At 42.3% G+C, this 16,120-nt stretch carries 12 protein-coding genes; 8 read left to right on the top strand and 4 right to left on the bottom strand.

The annotated features are described in order from the left end of the window. The first annotated feature begins 40 nt into the window (after positions 1-40). The gene (gene mutL, locus BP74_RS08305; protein ID WP_496372969.1) at positions 41-1,906 is read left to right on the top strand and encodes a DNA mismatch repair endonuclease MutL; all 1,866 of its coding nucleotides are present in this window, start codon (positions 41-43) and stop codon (positions 1,904-1,906) included. A 108-nt stretch (positions 1,907-2,014) separates the two neighbouring features. On the opposite strand, the gene BP74_RS08310 is transcribed toward mutL, so the two are convergent. Further along, on the bottom strand, positions 2,015-3,307 hold the full coding sequence (locus BP74_RS08310) for a D-alanyl-D-alanine carboxypeptidase/D-alanyl-D-alanine-endopeptidase (RefSeq protein ID WP_496372971.1): 1,293 nt from the start codon (positions 3,305-3,307) through the stop codon (positions 2,015-2,017). Between the two features lie 194 nt (positions 3,308-3,501). On the opposite strand from BP74_RS08310, the gene BP74_RS08315 reads away from it, so the two are divergent. The 3 genes from BP74_RS08315 to BP74_RS08325 all read left to right on the top strand — a co-directional run bounded on the left by BP74_RS08315 (position 3,502) and on the right by BP74_RS08325 (position 7,524). Next, a complete protein-coding gene (locus tag BP74_RS08315; protein WP_496372973.1) occupies positions 3,502-5,541 on the top strand; it encodes a M13 family metallopeptidase in 2,040 nt (679 codons plus the stop codon). A gap of 135 nt (positions 5,542-5,676) precedes the next feature. Next, entirely contained in the window at positions 5,677-6,078 is a 402-nt protein-coding gene (locus BP74_RS08320; protein ID WP_496372975.1) for a hypothetical protein, read from the top strand. A gap of 117 nt (positions 6,079-6,195) precedes the next feature. After that, positions 6,196-7,524: a DEAD/DEAH box helicase gene (locus tag BP74_RS08325; RefSeq protein ID WP_496372977.1), complete on the top strand. Its 1,329-nt coding sequence runs from the start codon at positions 6,196-6,198 to the stop codon at positions 7,522-7,524. A gap of 39 nt (positions 7,525-7,563) precedes the next feature. Here the strand turns inward: BP74_RS08325 and BP74_RS08330 are convergent, their stop codons facing one another. The 3 genes from BP74_RS08330 to BP74_RS08340 all read right to left on the bottom strand — a co-directional run bounded on the left by BP74_RS08330 (position 7,564) and on the right by BP74_RS08340 (position 10,899). Next, complete coding sequence (locus tag BP74_RS08330; RefSeq protein WP_496372979.1) at positions 7,564-8,772, bottom strand: hypothetical protein; 1,209 nt, start codon at positions 8,770-8,772, stop codon at positions 7,564-7,566. A 91-nt stretch (positions 8,773-8,863) separates the two neighbouring features. Beyond that, complete coding sequence (locus BP74_RS08335; RefSeq protein ID WP_496372981.1) at positions 8,864-9,343, bottom strand: hypothetical protein; 480 nt, start codon at positions 9,341-9,343, stop codon at positions 8,864-8,866. Between the two features lie 200 nt (positions 9,344-9,543). Beyond that, complete coding sequence (locus tag BP74_RS08340; protein ID WP_496372983.1) at positions 9,544-10,899, bottom strand: glycoside hydrolase family 30 protein; 1,356 nt, start codon at positions 10,897-10,899, stop codon at positions 9,544-9,546. A gap of 147 nt (positions 10,900-11,046) precedes the next feature. Between BP74_RS08340 and BP74_RS08345 the strand changes: the two genes are divergently transcribed. The 4 genes from BP74_RS08345 to BP74_RS08360 all read left to right on the top strand — a co-directional run bounded on the left by BP74_RS08345 (position 11,047) and on the right by BP74_RS08360 (position 15,900). Beyond that, positions 11,047-11,568, top strand: coding sequence for a dihydrofolate reductase family protein (locus tag BP74_RS08345; protein ID WP_496372985.1), 522 nt, complete (start codon positions 11,047-11,049; stop codon positions 11,566-11,568). A 436-nt stretch (positions 11,569-12,004) separates the two neighbouring features. Then, positions 12,005-12,862: a lytic transglycosylase domain-containing protein gene (locus BP74_RS08350; protein ID WP_496372987.1), complete on the top strand. Its 858-nt coding sequence runs from the start codon at positions 12,005-12,007 to the stop codon at positions 12,860-12,862. A gap of 142 nt (positions 12,863-13,004) precedes the next feature. Beyond that, entirely contained in the window at positions 13,005-13,619 is a 615-nt protein-coding gene (locus tag BP74_RS08355) for an HD domain-containing protein (protein ID WP_496372989.1), read from the top strand. Positions 13,620-14,547: 928 nt separating this feature from the next. Then, positions 14,548-15,900, top strand: coding sequence for a vanadium-dependent haloperoxidase (locus tag BP74_RS08360; protein WP_496372991.1), 1,353 nt, complete (start codon positions 14,548-14,550; stop codon positions 15,898-15,900). Positions 15,901-16,120: the final 220 nt, after the last annotated feature.

Below are 16,120 nucleotides of genomic sequence, written 5' to 3' on the forward strand. Positions count from 1 at the left end.
AGACCTAAACCGTATTTTTGAAACCTTAAGGAAAGAAACCGTGGCTGATAGAATATTACTGCTTCCCGACAATATTGCCAACCAGATAGCGGCAGGTGAAGTGATCCAAAGACCTGCCAGTGCCGTTAAAGAGTTACTGGAAAACGCTGTGGATGCCGGAGCTACAGAGATCCGCCTAATCGTGGCAGATGCCGGCAAATCCCTGATCCAGGTGGTAGATAATGGAAGTGGCATGAGCGAAACAGATGCACGCATGGCATTTGAACGCCATGCTACCTCTAAGATCAAACACATTGATGATCTTTTCCATATTCGCACTATGGGATTCAGGGGTGAGGCACTTGCATCCATTGCTGCTGTAGCACAAGTGGAGCTCAGAACCCGTAAAGCAGAGAATGAAATAGGAACCTGCATTGAAATAGAGAACAGCCTGGTTCTTACACAACAACCAGTAGCCTCACCGGTGGGTACCAGCATTAGCATGAAAAACCTTTTCTTCAATGTGCCGGCACGCAGGAATTTCTTAAAAAGTAACGCTTCAGAAATGAGGCACATTGTCGATGAATTTATTCGTGTGGCATTAGCATTTCCCGGAGTATTTTTTTCACTTACCAGCAATGGACAACAATTGTTTCACCTGGAGGCTGGCACACTGAAACAACGCATCGTCCAGCTATTAGGCAATAACTACGCTGCCAAACTGGTAGCTGTAAAAGAAGATACTGACTACCTGAACATCCAGGGTTTTGTGGGAAAGCCTGAAACAGCCAAAAGGACCAGGGGCGACCAGTACTTTTTCGTCAACAACCGTTTTATTAAAAGCGCTTACCTGAACCACGCATTGCAGAATGCCTACCAGGAAATGATCCCTTCTGAGAGCTTTCCCATGTATGTGCTCTTTATTGACCTTGACCCGACCCAGGTGGATGTGAATGTGCATCCCACCAAGCAGGAAATTAAATTTGAGGATGAAAAGATCGTGTATGCATTTGTTCAGGCGGCCGTAAAACATGCATTAGCACAATTCAGCATCACCCCAACACTTGATTTCAACCTGAATGCTGACATACAACAATTAGAATCAGTTCAGAAACCTTTTACAGAAGACAAACAGTCCTTTACCCGATCTTCTTCCATTTTTCAAGCATTTACGGAGGCCAACCAGGCGCACAAGATCGAAGGCAGTTCCTTCAGGCACTGGAGTGATATGGGGTCCAACCAAAGCGAACCCAAAGATCCAGCCTTTGTTTCCCTTGGCAGGAAGTTCCTGGAATTTGATGAACAGCCTTCAACTTCAACCCAGGGAATAGCATTGCCTGCTAAAAATTCGCTGATCACTGATGATACAAAACTGACGCAGCTTTTACAAACCTATATCCTGGCCCCTTCACCTGTTGGATTTATATTACTTCACCAGCAATCTGCACATGAACGTGTTATTTACGAACGGCTGGCCCTGGCACTGCAGGGGAAACCTGTGGCTACACAACGAAGCCTTTTTCCTGCCTCTATAGAATTGACGCCGGCCGATGCGGTATTGCTGACAGAGTTATTACCAGACCTGTTGCAAATGGGTTATGCCATTGAACCTTTTGGTAAGTCAGCCTTTGTCATACAGGGAACCCCCGCCGATATGGAAGTTGGCAATGAAAAAGGAGCATTGGAAAAAATTCTGGAACAATACAAGCATTTCAACAGCGATCTGAAACTTTCCAAAAGAGAAATGCTGATGCGTACCATCGCCTGGCAGCAGGCCATCAAACCAGGCACCACGCTTTCTGAAAAAGAAATGCAAAACCTGGCCAGAGATCTGTTTGCCTGTCAAACACCTAATGTGACCCCATCAGGCAGACCTACTTATCTCGAATTTAAAAAAGACCAACTGGAAAAGATGTTCGGGCGGTGATAGAACCAGGATTGACAGGATTTTATAAGATTAATGAGGAGATGGCACTCTTTTCTATGGCACATCATTCCCGGGTAATATAGCGACACTCCTTTTCAACCGGATTTATTAATTCTTATCCCGTAATTGCTCCACGAACTTTTCCACAGCCCTTCTAACAGCAGTGGCAGATGCCTGGTGGTTATTGACAAGAACAGAGACGATGAACAGCTTATTCTTTTTGGTGAATAAAAAACCGCTGAAAGCCACTACACCAGATAAGGTTCCGGTCTTGGCAAACAAATAGCCCGTTTCATTCTTATAGTAATTGGTAAGTGTCCCTTCATTTCCTGTAGGAAGAATTTCTTTCATACGGACCATTCCAAATTCCAGTCGCATCTTATTCAGGATGGTGACCATGTCCTGGGGTGTAAATAAATTATACCTGCTCAGTCCAGATCCATCCACCCAATGAGGCTTCTGAGGAAGGTCTTTTAAATCTGTTTGGAGCAACCTGTTGATAATATGGGCATCATTCATTTCTCCCAATACATTTTGACTTACCATCATCAGGGATTGTTCAGCAAAGAAATTATCACTTCTGTGCATCATGGGCTTCAACATTGAATCCGTAGGCTGGCTATAAATGACTTTGTCCGCCGTTAATTGTTCATTAGACAGCAATACCTGCCTGTGCAAAGTATCTGATAATAAGTCAAGCGCCAGTTGGCTGTTTGCTGTGAAATAAGGCGTTTCTACAGGCTTTCCCTGCGCCTGGCCTTGCACCACGAAACGGTTGGAAGCAATATCGCGGTTTACATTGAAGGAAGACAGGTTACTTGCCGGATCTTTGATCTCTACTCCCTGTTTGAAAAAAGATGGAAAGACCTGTAAACTATTGCCACCGCTAAAGCGCACAACATTCCCATATACTGGGAAGGCACTTCTTTCAGGCATATAACTTTCACTGTAATCATTCCATGACCAGCCACTGCCCCATCGTTCATCTTTCCATGCTGAAAGAGAAAGATTCAAATGAAGTGTTGTATTTTTTAAAAATTCGTAAACCCTTTGCTTGCTGAACTCAGGGTGTAGAAATGTTGGATCACCTGTTGGTATAATATAAAGGTCATTACCCCGCTGTTGATAACGCAGACCTGGCAAGCTATCACCGAGGTATTTCATGGCTGCATAACAGGTTGGCAACTTTGTATTACTGGCTGGAACAAAATATTTGTCACCCTGGTAATTGTACAAAAAGCTGGCTGTTGCAGGATCAAATACACTGATACCCACATGCGCTGATTTCAATGCTGAATCGTTGATCACATCCTTTCTTGCCCACTGCCCGATCTTGCGGGCGGGCGAACAACTCAGTAAGGCGGAAATAACAGAGACCAGGACAAGCAGTTTTGTTTTCATCAGTACCAGCAGTTTCTTCAAATGTACTTCTTAAAGAATTTTGTTTAGTATTCCAGGCACCAGTTTAAAAGATACCACAATATACAGGCTAAGAGCAAACCCCTAAATTTTTACAACTGTCTTAAATCACTGTTTTTAGCAATGGGTTATACTGCTTCTGTATTACATTAGCCCTCCCAAAATAAAAATACACAATGAATAATTATGTCAAGGTACTGATGCTGGGCGTTTCAGCCGCCGGCATTGTTGCATTTACTCCGCCTGGTGGAAAGAAGGATAAGCCTTTCAAATACATTGATAAGGCCAATATGGACCTGTCTGTGAAACCTGGTGATAATTTTTATTTATATGCCAATGGAAACTGGCTGAAGACCCACGCTGTTCCTGCCTCAAAGACCCGGTGGGGAAGTTTCGATGAATTAAGGGAAGAAAGCAGCAAAAGGCTTCGTTCCTTACTTACTGAGGCATCGGCCAAATCAGCCACAGATCCTACTATGCAGAAGATCGGTGAGTTTTACATGAGCGGCATGGACAGTGCAGCGATTGAAAGAATGGGTGCCGAACCTATCAAAGCCGATCTTCAGCGTATTGATGCTGTCAATTCCATTAATGACCTACTATCCCTGGTAGCTGAAAACCGTAAGCAGGGTATCGGTGGTGCCTTGTTTGGTTTTGGTATTACCCCCGACCGCAAAAATGTGAATGTCTATATTCCCAGCCTTGGCCAGGGAGGTACCTCCCTGCCCGACCGGGATTACTATTTGAAGAATGATGCCCGCAGCTCCGCTATTCGCAACGCCTATAAGCAACACCTTTCCAATATGTTTTCTCTGGTTGGTGAAGGATCTGAGAAAGCACAAAAAGATGCCAGTACTGTATTGCGTATCGAAACAGCCCTGGCAAAAGCTCAAATGAGCAGGGTAGAAATGCGCGACCCTTATAAGACCTATAATAAGTACGGAATTAAAGAATTCACTTCCTCTACACCTTCCATAGACTGGAACTGGATGATGGGACAGTTTGGTCTGAATGGTGCCGATAGCATGATCGTTACCAATCCCGGCTTCTTCAAAAGCATGGATATTTTATTGACTGCTTTACCCCTGGAAGACTGGAAAACTTATCTCAAATGGCATTTGATCAACAGTTCTGCCGATTTTTTAAGCAGTTCTTTTGTAAAGGAGAATTTTGACTTTACTAAGGTACTTACAGGTCAGAAAGAACAAACACCACGCTGGCAAAGAGTAAGCGGGTTGATAGATGGATCGCTGGGCGACCTTCTAGGTCAGTTGTATGTAAATAAATATTTCAAGCCAGAGGCCAAAAAGCGCATGCTCGACCTGGTGAATAACCTGCAGCAAACCTTTGCAGGCCGCATCCGGCAGCTTGACTGGATGAGCGATGAAACAAAAACAAAAGCTTTGGAAAAGCTCAATGCCTTTACCAAAAAGATTGCTTACCCTGATACATGGAGAGATTATAAAGAGATCACTATTTCCCGGAATGATTACCTGGGCAATGCACGCAGGGTAAGCCAGTGGATGTACAATGATATGATCAGCCGATATGGTAAGCCCGTAGATAAGACCCGCTGGAGCATGACCCCTCCTACCATAAATGCTTATTACAACCCGTCCAATAACGAGATTGTTTTCCCTGCCGGCATTTTGCAATTCCCCTTCTTTGACTTTGGTGCTGACGATGCAGTAAACTATGGTGGCATTGGAGCTGTGATCGGTCATGAAATGACACATGGTTTTGATGACCAGGGTAGCCAGTATGCTGCCGATGGAAATTTGAAGAACTGGTGGTCTAAAATAGACGCAGACCAATTCAAGGAAAGAACCACAATGGTAGTAAACCAGTACAATGGTTATACTGTCCTGGATACAATTCATGTGAATGGGAAACTAACACTGGGTGAGAACCTGGCTGACCTGGGTGGATTGAATATGGCATATTCCGCCTTCATGAATAAAGAGCAATTTAAAAAAGGAAAAACCATTGATGGATTGACACCAACACAACGTTTCTTTTTAAACTGGGCCCAGGTTTGGCGCAACAATGCTCTGCCCGAAACACAGGCTCAGTTGATACTGACTGACCCCCATTCTCCTGGCATGCACCGTGCTAATGGACCGCTGGTGAATATGGATGCCTGGTACCAGGCTTTCAATATTCAACCCGGAGATAAAATGTATGTGGCACCTGAAAAAAGGATACACATCTGGTAAGATATATGGAATAATTGATCTCAAAGCCCCGCAGTTGCGGGGTTTTGTCTTAATATAATAGCAACCAAAAGAAAGAAACAACTGTTAGATTAAGATCAAAACTGATTATTGAAGCCCTGTCTCTATTTTTACCAAATGATCGATGCCAATGAATTAAGGCTGGGTAATTATATCATGCAAAAAGTAAATACCCGCATCACTACCACCCGTTGCGCTCTTCAACATTTCGAATTAATAGCAAAAGGACAGGATAAGGACATGTTTCCTATTGTTTTAAAGGTTTCCGTACTGGAAGGCGCTGGTTTCCAGGAAAACAAAGACTATCCCTTAAATCCCCAGGCAAGGGAATTTAAATTACAATTACCTGTCATTGGTAATAACAAGAATGAGATCTGTGCCTATATCAAAAACAACAAAGAATGCTTTGCACGGGCCACGGTCAATGGACTTCCTGTCAGCAATAACATTTTCAACCTGCACCAGTTGCAAAATCTTTATTATGCCCTTACAGGAGAAGAAATGGTAGTCAGGATCTAATGAACAATATTTGCGGCCTTGCGGTTCATATTTGAATGGCACACGCAATTACCCTATCAAATGTTAAGCTATGAGCTCTTAACATCACCACCCACCTTCATTTTTGTACCTTTACCCATGCAGAATAAGAACTTTTCGGTTGAATCTATACTTTCTAATCTCAATATTGAATCCCTGAATGAAATGCAGCAAGCTTCTATTGAAGCCACTGCTAAACACGACAATGTCATTATTCTTTCTGCAACTGGCTCTGGAAAAACATTAGCCTTCCTCCTACCTATATTAAAATCATTAAAGCACGCCGATAAGAAGACAGCAGCCATGATCGTTGTTCCTTCACGGGAACTGGCCCTGCAGATAGAGCAGGTGTTCAAATCCATGGGTACAGGCTTTAAATCTTCCTGCTGCTATGGCGGACACAAAAGGGAAATAGAAGAAAATAACCTGGTGCAGCCACCTGCATTGCTAATTGGTACACCGGGGCGTATTGCCGACCACTTGCGCAGGGGAAATATTACTGCTGACAGCATTCATACACTGGTGCTTGATGAATTTGACAAATCGCTGGAGCTGGGCTTTCTTGAAGAAATATCCTTTATTGTTCAATCACTGCCTTCCATTAAAAAAAGGATCCTGACCTCAGCCACAGCCGCAGTGGAGATACCTGAATTCATTGGTGCAACAGGTGCTGAGGAATTGAACTTTCTACCGGAGGGTGGAGTTACCACTCCCGCTTTGGCCATTCAATCCATTCATTCACCGGAAAAAGATAAAATAAATACGCTCTTCAAACTCATTTGTTACCTGGGCAACCGTTCTTCTATTATCTTTTGTAACCACCGGGAAGCTGTGGAACGAACATCAGAATTGTTGGCTGACAAAGGAATCATTAATACATTTTACCACGGTGCCATGGAACAGCGAGATAGGGAAATAGCATTGGCTCGCTTTAGAAATGGAACTGTAAACTTCCTGGTGACCACAGATCTAGCAGCACGTGGACTGGACATACCAAATATCAGATACATTATTCACTACCATCTGCCCTCAACACAGGAAATATTTACGCACCGCAATGGCCGGACAGCGCGCATGGATGCTACCGGAACCGCCATCCTGATCCTGAACGATGAAGAAAAACTGCCTGCATACATTACTGCTCCCGTTGAACAAATTAAATTACCCGCTGATCTAACCGTTCCTGAAAAACCAAAATGGACCACCCTATTTATTGGTGCCGGGAAAAAAGATAAAGTAAACAAAGTGGATATCGTTGGGTTTCTAACCAACAAGGGAGAGTTGAAGAAAGAAGACCTGGGTCTTATAGAAGTAAAGGATTTCTTTTCTTTTGCAGCCGTTCGCAAAGTAAAAGCGAGCCATGTGCTTCAAATGATCAAGGAACAAAGGATGAAGAACAAAAAGGTGCGGATCGATGTAGCAAGGTAATGGGAAAAGGAATTTGATGAGTATTTATCACAGCTTCCTTTATTGATAGGAATGGGATGATAAAGTTACAGGTTGCGTCCACGCTCTTTCCAGGTCACCGGTTTGAAAAGGATTTTCCTGAAGCTTGCTGGAAATGACCTTAGCCCTTATATACAGAATATTCTTTGCCAGTTTATAGCTGGCACTGGTTCCTTTTACTTCTTTTAATATTTTGCCTGTCATACCTGATCTTTCTGCACCCCAAAACTGGATGGCATAGGTCTCACCCTGCTTTGCTGCAATTTTTATCGTTAGTGTTCCATTACTAAATTTTACATCATCGAGCTCTACGCCGGTGCTTGCATAAAAATCACCATTCTCCATGGCAGCGATCAGGGCAGCAGGCGTCAGTTCTTTGGCTTTCACCCTGATCCATCCCCTGCCAGGATTACTCATACCTACCCTGTGCTCCAGGTAATTGTGCGCATCATCTGTTGCCAGGCCAAATACAAGTGGCTTATTATCCTGTATAAATCTTATCAGCAATTTGTCCCACAATTCTTCCATGCCCATCACTACTGAGTCTCCATAATTATGCACATGAGGATGCCCGTTATACACTTCGAAAAATCGTTCGCCTGTCAGGTGGAACATATCTTCGATCTTTATGGCCCAGCCATAGTTGGGATGATTGATATGGGCAAACATGGGCTGGCCAGTTTGTGCCCGCTGTTCGTAAACGGCATTAAGATTGTTCTGCATCACTTCTGTCACACTATTCCCACCCTGGGGCTTGATCACATTTTTTACGTTAACAGCTCCCATATGCAATGGCTTGCCTTTATAGGAATCTGTTATTTCTTCGGCCTGCATCAGCAGGAATTTTCCAGGCTCTTCAAACAAAGGCCTGTATTCCTGCAAGGCTTTAAGTTTAACGCTGATCCGGCCTGCAGAATCAGTTTTAGAGACCACCCAATCTTTTCCGTATTTCTCAAGATATTCATTGTAACGGTGCTGACGAAAAGGATGAGCCGGTATCTCCACCCATTTTTCTCCTTTGGCCAGAGTATTATGATCAGAAAGTGAAATAAAATCATAACCATGAGATTTATAATAATCCATGATCATCTCGGGGAAATCATCTCCATCACTCCATAATGAATGAGTATGTGTATTGCCTTTATACCATTTAGCAGGAATATTTTGGGCATGTACGTTTTCCAGTGAAAAATGCAATAAGAGGATGAAAAAGAAAAATCGAATAGTCATGAATAGAGGCTAATTAGTACTTACTGTGAAAGATAATTAAAAAGATATAGACACTTGATCTGTTTCCGTGCATTAATACCGAACCAACATTTTATAATAAGCCAAACTGTTTAAAATGATGTGTAAAATGTTTATTGTGCAAGATGATCCATTCATTATGATTTAGCTTTCCTAACCTGGGTTGCACGAATTCAGCCATGGGATTATTGGCAAAAAAAATTTCAAAATCATCCAACTCCTGGTTAAGTTGATTTTTGGCCGCCTGCAGGTCTGCAAATACAAAAGGATCAGGTATTTCTCCAGCTAATGAGCTTTTTAAACCCAAAGGCATTTCAACATCTGTATAAATAAATGCCGCTTTTGCTTGCCTCCCTTCTTCTTCGGTTGTCTTTTGGCCAATCTCTTTTTTACCATTGGAATACTGTAGGGTTTTAATTAAGTGTTCGATCATGTTTTGAGGCTCCATGATGCCCCATTTTGCCACTGTTAATTCCGTCAGCCTGCTTAAAAAAGTATTAAGCTCCTTCCTGTTGGTTATATCTACCCCTGTTGATAGTGTATCCTGGTTCATTCTGAATAAGATGGTTTAATGTAGTGTAAAATAAATCTGCGTTTGTTCTTTTACGTTAAATTATAATTTGTTCGCTTTCTCAATTCCTTCATACTGGTTATGCGCTATTGAATTAAAAAGGTATTAAAACTGTTCGCCTTAAGGAAGGGGCTAATGCTCCTGTTGCCCAATTTAATGCGTATCTGCCTGTCTGTAGTACTTTAATTTTGCAACATAATAACAATAGATTTATCAGGATTTATAAAGGCCAGCAGGTTATTGAACTGGCCACTTGTTTTCAATAGCCTGGCTTGTGGTTTAACAAAATAACTCAGGTGCTTCATCAGGAAGTATTCGTAATTGTATTGGTAGGTTTTTTTAACTGTATCCACACTCACCAAAGAATTTTGCTTCCAGCCCCAGGTGCTGATGCCGCCCTGATTCAAAGAAGTATTCCAATACATATAAGCATTGGCACCGTTGCCCAGGTAATGCTTCATTAAGTTCCAGGCATACACACAATATTTCCAATCATTTTTACTGTTACCACACTCCTGTTCTGTTTGGTACAGCGTAAGTTGAGGATGTTCCTTATGGATGACAGGAATGGCTTCTTTACCTGCCCACTGGAAGCCCACACCTTTTACAAAAGGGCTGCTTTGCGGATCATTCAGAATACTGTCCACCAGTTTTGGATTAGGTCTTTCCATAGTACCAAAAAATAGCTTAACACCCAGTTGCTGCATCTGCGGGCCGAGGTAAGAAATAAACCTGGCAAGACCAGCTGCAGTCCAGGTGCAGCTTGGGAAAGGTTGTGCCGAATTGAACTCGTTTTGTGGCATTACCATGTCAATATTGATATTTTGCCTGCGGTAAGCTTCAATGAACCTGGCAAAATACAGGGCATAGGCCTTAAAGTATTTTTCTTCCTGTATGAACATATTGGTTCCTTCCTGTCCTTCCTTATCAGGTGACAACCCATTATTGATGCCTCTCATGTCCATACCCCAGTCTTCAGATTGAAAATTGCTGTTTCCCAAAACACTTTTGGCTGCATAGTGATGATTATACTTCATCCAGGTGGGTGGCGACCAGGGCGATGCCCATAGCCTGAGTGAAGGATTGTAATGCTTTGCTGCCTTAATAAAGGGAATAAGAGTTTCCAGGTCATTGTTGATGCTGAAATTTTTCATTTCAAAATCGCCTTCCGTTTCATTATAAGAGTACCATTGCCTGGAAAAATCATTGGCGCCCACCGGCATCCTGCAAAGGGTGAAATTAGCCCCTGCCCCAGGAGCAAATAATTCATGCAGGATGCTTTCCCTGTCAGAGGCGCTCAGCAGGCCTAAAGAGGTCCAGCCGAGTTCATTGAAACAGGTACCGAAGCCTTCAATAGTCTGTTGGGGCTGATCGGGATGAATAACCACATCTGCCTTTGCAGCTGCTTTGGTAACCGGCAAACTTTTTTGAATTTTCCATTGTGCTATCGGAGAACTGGATACCCAACTGGCCCTGGTCTGGGCATTTAATGACAGGTTGAATACCATCAGTAAATGCAGAACTATCAATTGCTTCATTCCTTCAAATTAAAATATAAAAAACAGGTTCTCTTCATATGAAATTAATAAGTTACACAAACATTAATCTAAAACCAGTAAGACTCTTGTAGTATCAAAACTATTTACTAACCCATTTTCCTACTTTGCAATTACAAATACTTCATTATGAGAAAGGTCATCCTTGGACTGGCCATTAGCCTGGATGGATTCATTGAGGGTCCCAAAGGAGAATTTGATTGGTGTTTTACCGACCAGGATTATGGCATGTCAGAATTCTTTACCCAAGTAGACAGTCTTTTTATTGGGCGCAAAACCTATGAACTGATGCAGGCTATGGGTGAAAATGCCAGCCCCGGTTTTCCTAAGATGAAAGAATATATTTTCTCCAATAGCTTAGAGGAAGTTAAGCCAGGGGCTATACTGGTTAAAAGCGATGCCGCAGAAGCCGCCAGAAACATCCGACAAGAACCTGGAAAAGACATCTGGCTTTTTGGAGGCGCAAATCTAACAGCCTATTTTCTTGAACATGGATTGATAGATCATCTCTGGCTGAGTGTACATCCCATCCTGTTGGGCAGTGGAAAGCGATTGTTCCTGGAAAGTGATCACCGCACGCTATTACAACTTGTTGAAACAAAAACCTACGAAACAGGCCTGGTCTCCCTGAAGTATGACCTAAAGAAATAAAGGCCCCAGTTATGAATTCGATACCTTTTCTACAGAGTTATTAGAAGTCTTCATTCATTATTTAAGCCTCAAATAATAATTTATTACCATAACATTCTCCAATGTGAATAAGTTTACGGTACCTATTCCATAAGGCAATACCCTTTATTATCAACTACTTATATATCAATCGTAAATTTTCATATCTCCAAAAGCTATGACTTACGAAAGCCGGAGATTACATTTGATGCTTTAGGTAACATCAACCCAGTTCTCCGGACGCGAAAAACCCAATATGTCCGTCCCCCGGAAGATCTGAGTTCTCAAAAGATCCACTTTCCCTGAATTACCCCTACCAATATTCTCTGATCTAACCCGATCAATTATCCTTTTGAAATTACCCTTGCTGTAATCCATGTTCTTAGGGTCGGCATTGTTTAACCCTTAAAAGAAAACAATGTTGAAAAGAAAATTAGTTAAAGCAGGGTTCTTTGGTCATGGCGCTTTGTTTATTATGGTATCCCCATTTAGCGTTAGCCCCAAGGCTCAAACCCTCGGTAATGACTCAGCTCTTTCCGGCAACTCCATTGTTCACCAGGCTGTAAGCATTGACACTTCGGTGCTACAGGCTGCAGATACAGTAGTTTTGACTGCTGCAGAAGCAGAACCTGCAGCCCCGAAAATCACCATGAATGCCATGGCGGCCAAATATGCCGGCCAGTTCATTAAAAAGAACACGGAAGCCCTTGAGATCGTAGAAAAAAGGAGCGGCGTTTATTTTAACATCATCGAACCTATCTTTAAAAAGTATGACCTGCCGGTGGAACTGAAATACCTGGCAGTGGTAGAATCGCAGCTGAAAGCTTCGGCCTTGTCACATGCCGGCGCAAGGGGTCCCTGGCAGTTAATGGCTTCCACAGCCCGCGACCTGGGCCTGAAGGTGAGTGGCAAACGCGATGAGCGCACTCATTATTACAAAAGCACGGTTGCAGCGGCCAAACATTTAAAAGACCTGTATAACGAATTTGGCGACTGGCTGCTGGTAATAGCTGCTTATAACAGTGGCTCAGGACCGGTATTAAAAGCTATCAAACGCTCTGGCAGTCACAATTTCTGGAAGTTGCAGGCCTTTCTGCCAGCTGAGACCAGGGGACATGTCAAAAGATTCATTGCCACCCATTACTATTTCCAGCAGGAAGGAAGCCTGACCATGCTAACCAAGTCAGAGACCAGTAAATACCTGAAAGAAATATCAGATTATAAAGTGAAACAAAACCTGCAGATGGATGAAAATACCATAATTGCAGTACGCTAAAAATGAACTAACAAAGGGTTGTGTTTTTACATAACCCTTTGTTGTTATTTTTATTGATGCTTAAGTTTTTTATAATTGTGATCCTGGTAGCTTATTTTGTGAGCAAAGCTTTCCGTACTGACCCAAGGAAGAATGATTCCCTATGATGCAAGCAACCTTTACTGACCTTGCTGCACGCTATTGTAGCAATAAACGACTGATCGAACAGGTTTGGGCTGAAATAGAAAAAAGCTATTCCAATCCCAAACGATCCTATCATAACCTGGCCCATTTACAACAGTTTTACAATGAACTGACAGCATCCAGGGATACAATTCAAAACTGGGATACCCTTCTGTTCAGCCTTTTTTTTCACGACCTGGTGTACAATCCCCTGCGCCGGGATAACGAGGAAAGAAGTAAGATCATAGCAGAGAATAGGCTTGCTACGTTAGATGTACCACAGCCTATGATCAATACCTGCATGGATCTTATTATGGCTACCAAATCTCATGACCGATCTGACAATACAGATACCAATATCTTCATAGATGCAGACCTGTCTATTCTGGGTCAACCACCTGCAGTGTATGATGCGTATACTGAGGGTATCCGTAAAGAGTACATCCTGTATTCTGACATGCTTTATAAGCCAGGCCGAAAGGCCGTAGTACAACATTTCCTTTCCCTCGACCCCATATTCAAAACAGAATATTTTTACCAGAAATACGAACAACAGGCAAAAGAAAACCTGCAGAGAGAATTGTCAGGTCTTTAACTCTTATATGCTCTCCATGTGTGAAGGATTCCATCGAAGCAACTTGTCAAAAGCCATACATGCCACTTAACGCATACACCACCACTATGACATCCCCGGGTAATGACCGTTGCCTAAAAAGCTGAAAATAGGCACCGGCGATTATACTCCGGCTTTTAGTTCTTTTTATCCCATGAATGTGCCGTGTATGTGCCGCCTCTTTAAAGGGGCGGTTCAAAGGCGGCTCAAAGGCGTTTCATACACGGCTCAAAGGCGGCTCATACTACCCGGAAGTCAGGAGTTGGTATCAGGTTGTGTAATTCCAAAATAGGTTGTCAGTTTTAATTTATTCCAGTAAAAGTTGCCAGTTTATCATGTATACCTTATTTGGGTTTACACGTTGCCTTGGGTACTATAACCTCCTGGCCGACAACAAATTTTAACCAAATGGGTGCCTGCCCTGGTTTTGTCTATTATCATTTCCTTTGTGCAGCCCTTTTACTGTTCAGCTTCCTACGGTAGAGCATGCAAAAACTATCAAGAATTAGATGTCTGCATTAATAAAAACTTTAACTTCAATATGCATAGAACCAGAAATCCAAACTATTTTATAGAAAGGTTGTTTATCTCCAATTTCTAAATGAGTAATTGATTTACTCACTATAAAGGAGTTCTATTATGCAAAACAGTAGATTTTTTTCTGTTACAACTGTTTAGTTGCTTCTTACTTTTTGCTAGTTAGCTAAATATCTCCTTACGCCAGTCCTGCACCTGTTTAAGCTTTTTCCGTAACTCATAACTACATGATCCTTTAAGGCATGCAAATCCAGGCATACGCATGATGTTTTGAATGCCGACAATGAAATGAAACATTTTTCTGTAATAAGAATAATTCATCATTGAAATCAAGACACAAAGCATTTATTAATTAACCAAAACAACTAGCATTATGAAAAGGATTTCTTTTATCACTGCTGTATTAGTAGTTTTTTTGTTTTCTTGTAAAAAGAATATAGATACGCCAGCATCACAGGAACAGATGACAATAGCCGCCAAACAAAACAAGGAACATGGCCATTTAAAACAATCAAAAACTTTTTCTTCAGATGTCGTAGTAAGTTGGCTTAATATGCAACTCCAAATGGTAAAAGTGCCAATGCCAGCTGGTACTACTGGTCAAGCTACAGACAGATGCCAGGCATACTGCGGTATTGCACTTTACGAGTCAGTAGTTCCGGGCATGCCCGCTTATCAATCACTCTCTGGCCAGCTAACCGATTTTCCAGAAATGCCTTCAACCGAGCCGGGTAAAGCCTACCATTGGGCAGCAAGTGCAAATGCTGCACTTGCAGAAATGAACCGGAGGCTTTTTCCAGGAACTGCCATTGCTAATAAAACAGCCATGACTAATCTTGAAAATTCGTTCCAGGCAACTTATAGTACAGAAACAGATGACGCAACATTACAACGCTCAATTGCATTTGGAAAAGAAGTAGCGACAAGAGTTTATAATTGGGCCGCTACTGATGGTACAACCAATACTAATCCGCCATATGTGCCTCCTGTAGGTCCGGGTCTTTGGATACCAACATCGACTACCCCAATTGTTAACCCTTATGCATATCAACTACGGTTATTAGTTCCGGGCTCTGCAGACAACACTACACTGGAGCCGCCTCCTGCTTTTTCAACAGTTCCAGGTTCGCCATTTTATAATATGGTAAAAGAAGTGTATGACGCACGTGTTAATATAACACCCGAACAAAAAGCGCTGGCTGATTACTTTAAAGATGTACCAGGCTATACCCCAGGAGGTACTTATCTTGCCCTAATGACGCAGTTACTGGACATCACAAAACCCACACTGGATATGGCAGCTCTTGATTATGTGAAAATTGGATTAGCAACACGTGATGCCAGTATCGTGCTCTTTACCAATAAATACCACTTCAACCTGATTCGTCCTGTCACTTATATCCGTGCGTATATTGATCCTAATTGGTCGAGCTATATTCCTACACCAAATCATCCGGAATTTCCTTCCGGCCATTCAACATCAGGGGGCGCTATTCTCACCATGATGAGCAAAATCTTTGGTGAGGATTTCCATATCACGCTGCATACGTACGATTATCTTCAGTATCCTTCCCGCAGTTATACCAGCTTTACTCAAATGAGTAACGATATATCCGACAGCCGTTTTTATAGTGGCTTGCATTACAGGGCTACCTTAGTTAAAAGTATCCAACAAGGCAAAAAAGTGGCAGAGAATATATTGAGTAAGGTGAAGTTTATGAAATAATAATTTGTAATGACTTTTGCCAAAAACCACTACGTCATTAGATAATAGTTAACCGCTCATCGAATAGACGCATCTTATTGCTTGTAAGCGATAAGGTGCGTCTTTCACATACAATACGTTCTCGCTCTGAAAACACGGATTTCCTATGTAACTGCGGGACGCTATTAAGTTGTGCGGCTTTTATAAAATCAGCACACAGAACGGTCTGTTTGTAAGCAAC

The organism is Flavisolibacter ginsengiterrae DSM 18136, from assembly GCF_059568575.1.

Bases quoted from the DNA above. Each gene is read 5' to 3' on its own strand.
- BP74_RS08310 (WP_496372971.1), bottom strand. From the start codon at position 3,307: ATGAAAACAAAACTGCTTGTCCTGGTCTCTGTTATTTCCGCCTTACTG.
- BP74_RS08315 (WP_496372973.1), top strand. From the start codon at position 3,502: ATGAATAATTATGTCAAGGTACTGATGCTGGGCGTTTCAGCCGCCGGC.
- BP74_RS08320 (WP_496372975.1), top strand. From the start codon at position 5,677: ATGATCGATGCCAATGAATTAAGGCTGGGTAATTATATCATGCAAAAA.
- BP74_RS08325 (WP_496372977.1), top strand. From the start codon at position 6,196: ATGCAGAATAAGAACTTTTCGGTTGAATCTATACTTTCTAATCTCAAT.
- BP74_RS08330 (WP_496372979.1), bottom strand. From the start codon at position 8,772: ATGACTATTCGATTTTTCTTTTTCATCCTCTTATTGCATTTTTCACTG.
- BP74_RS08335 (WP_496372981.1), bottom strand. From the start codon at position 9,343: ATGAACCAGGATACACTATCAACAGGGGTAGATATAACCAACAGGAAG.
- BP74_RS08340 (WP_496372983.1), bottom strand. From the start codon at position 10,899: ATGAAGCAATTGATAGTTCTGCATTTACTGATGGTATTCAACCTGTCA.
- BP74_RS08345 (WP_496372985.1), top strand. From the start codon at position 11,047: ATGAGAAAGGTCATCCTTGGACTGGCCATTAGCCTGGATGGATTCATT.
- BP74_RS08350 (WP_496372987.1), top strand. From the start codon at position 12,005: ATGTTGAAAAGAAAATTAGTTAAAGCAGGGTTCTTTGGTCATGGCGCT.
- BP74_RS08355 (WP_496372989.1), top strand. From the start codon at position 13,005: ATGATGCAAGCAACCTTTACTGACCTTGCTGCACGCTATTGTAGCAAT.
- BP74_RS08360 (WP_496372991.1), top strand. From the start codon at position 14,548: ATGAAAAGGATTTCTTTTATCACTGCTGTATTAGTAGTTTTTTTGTTT.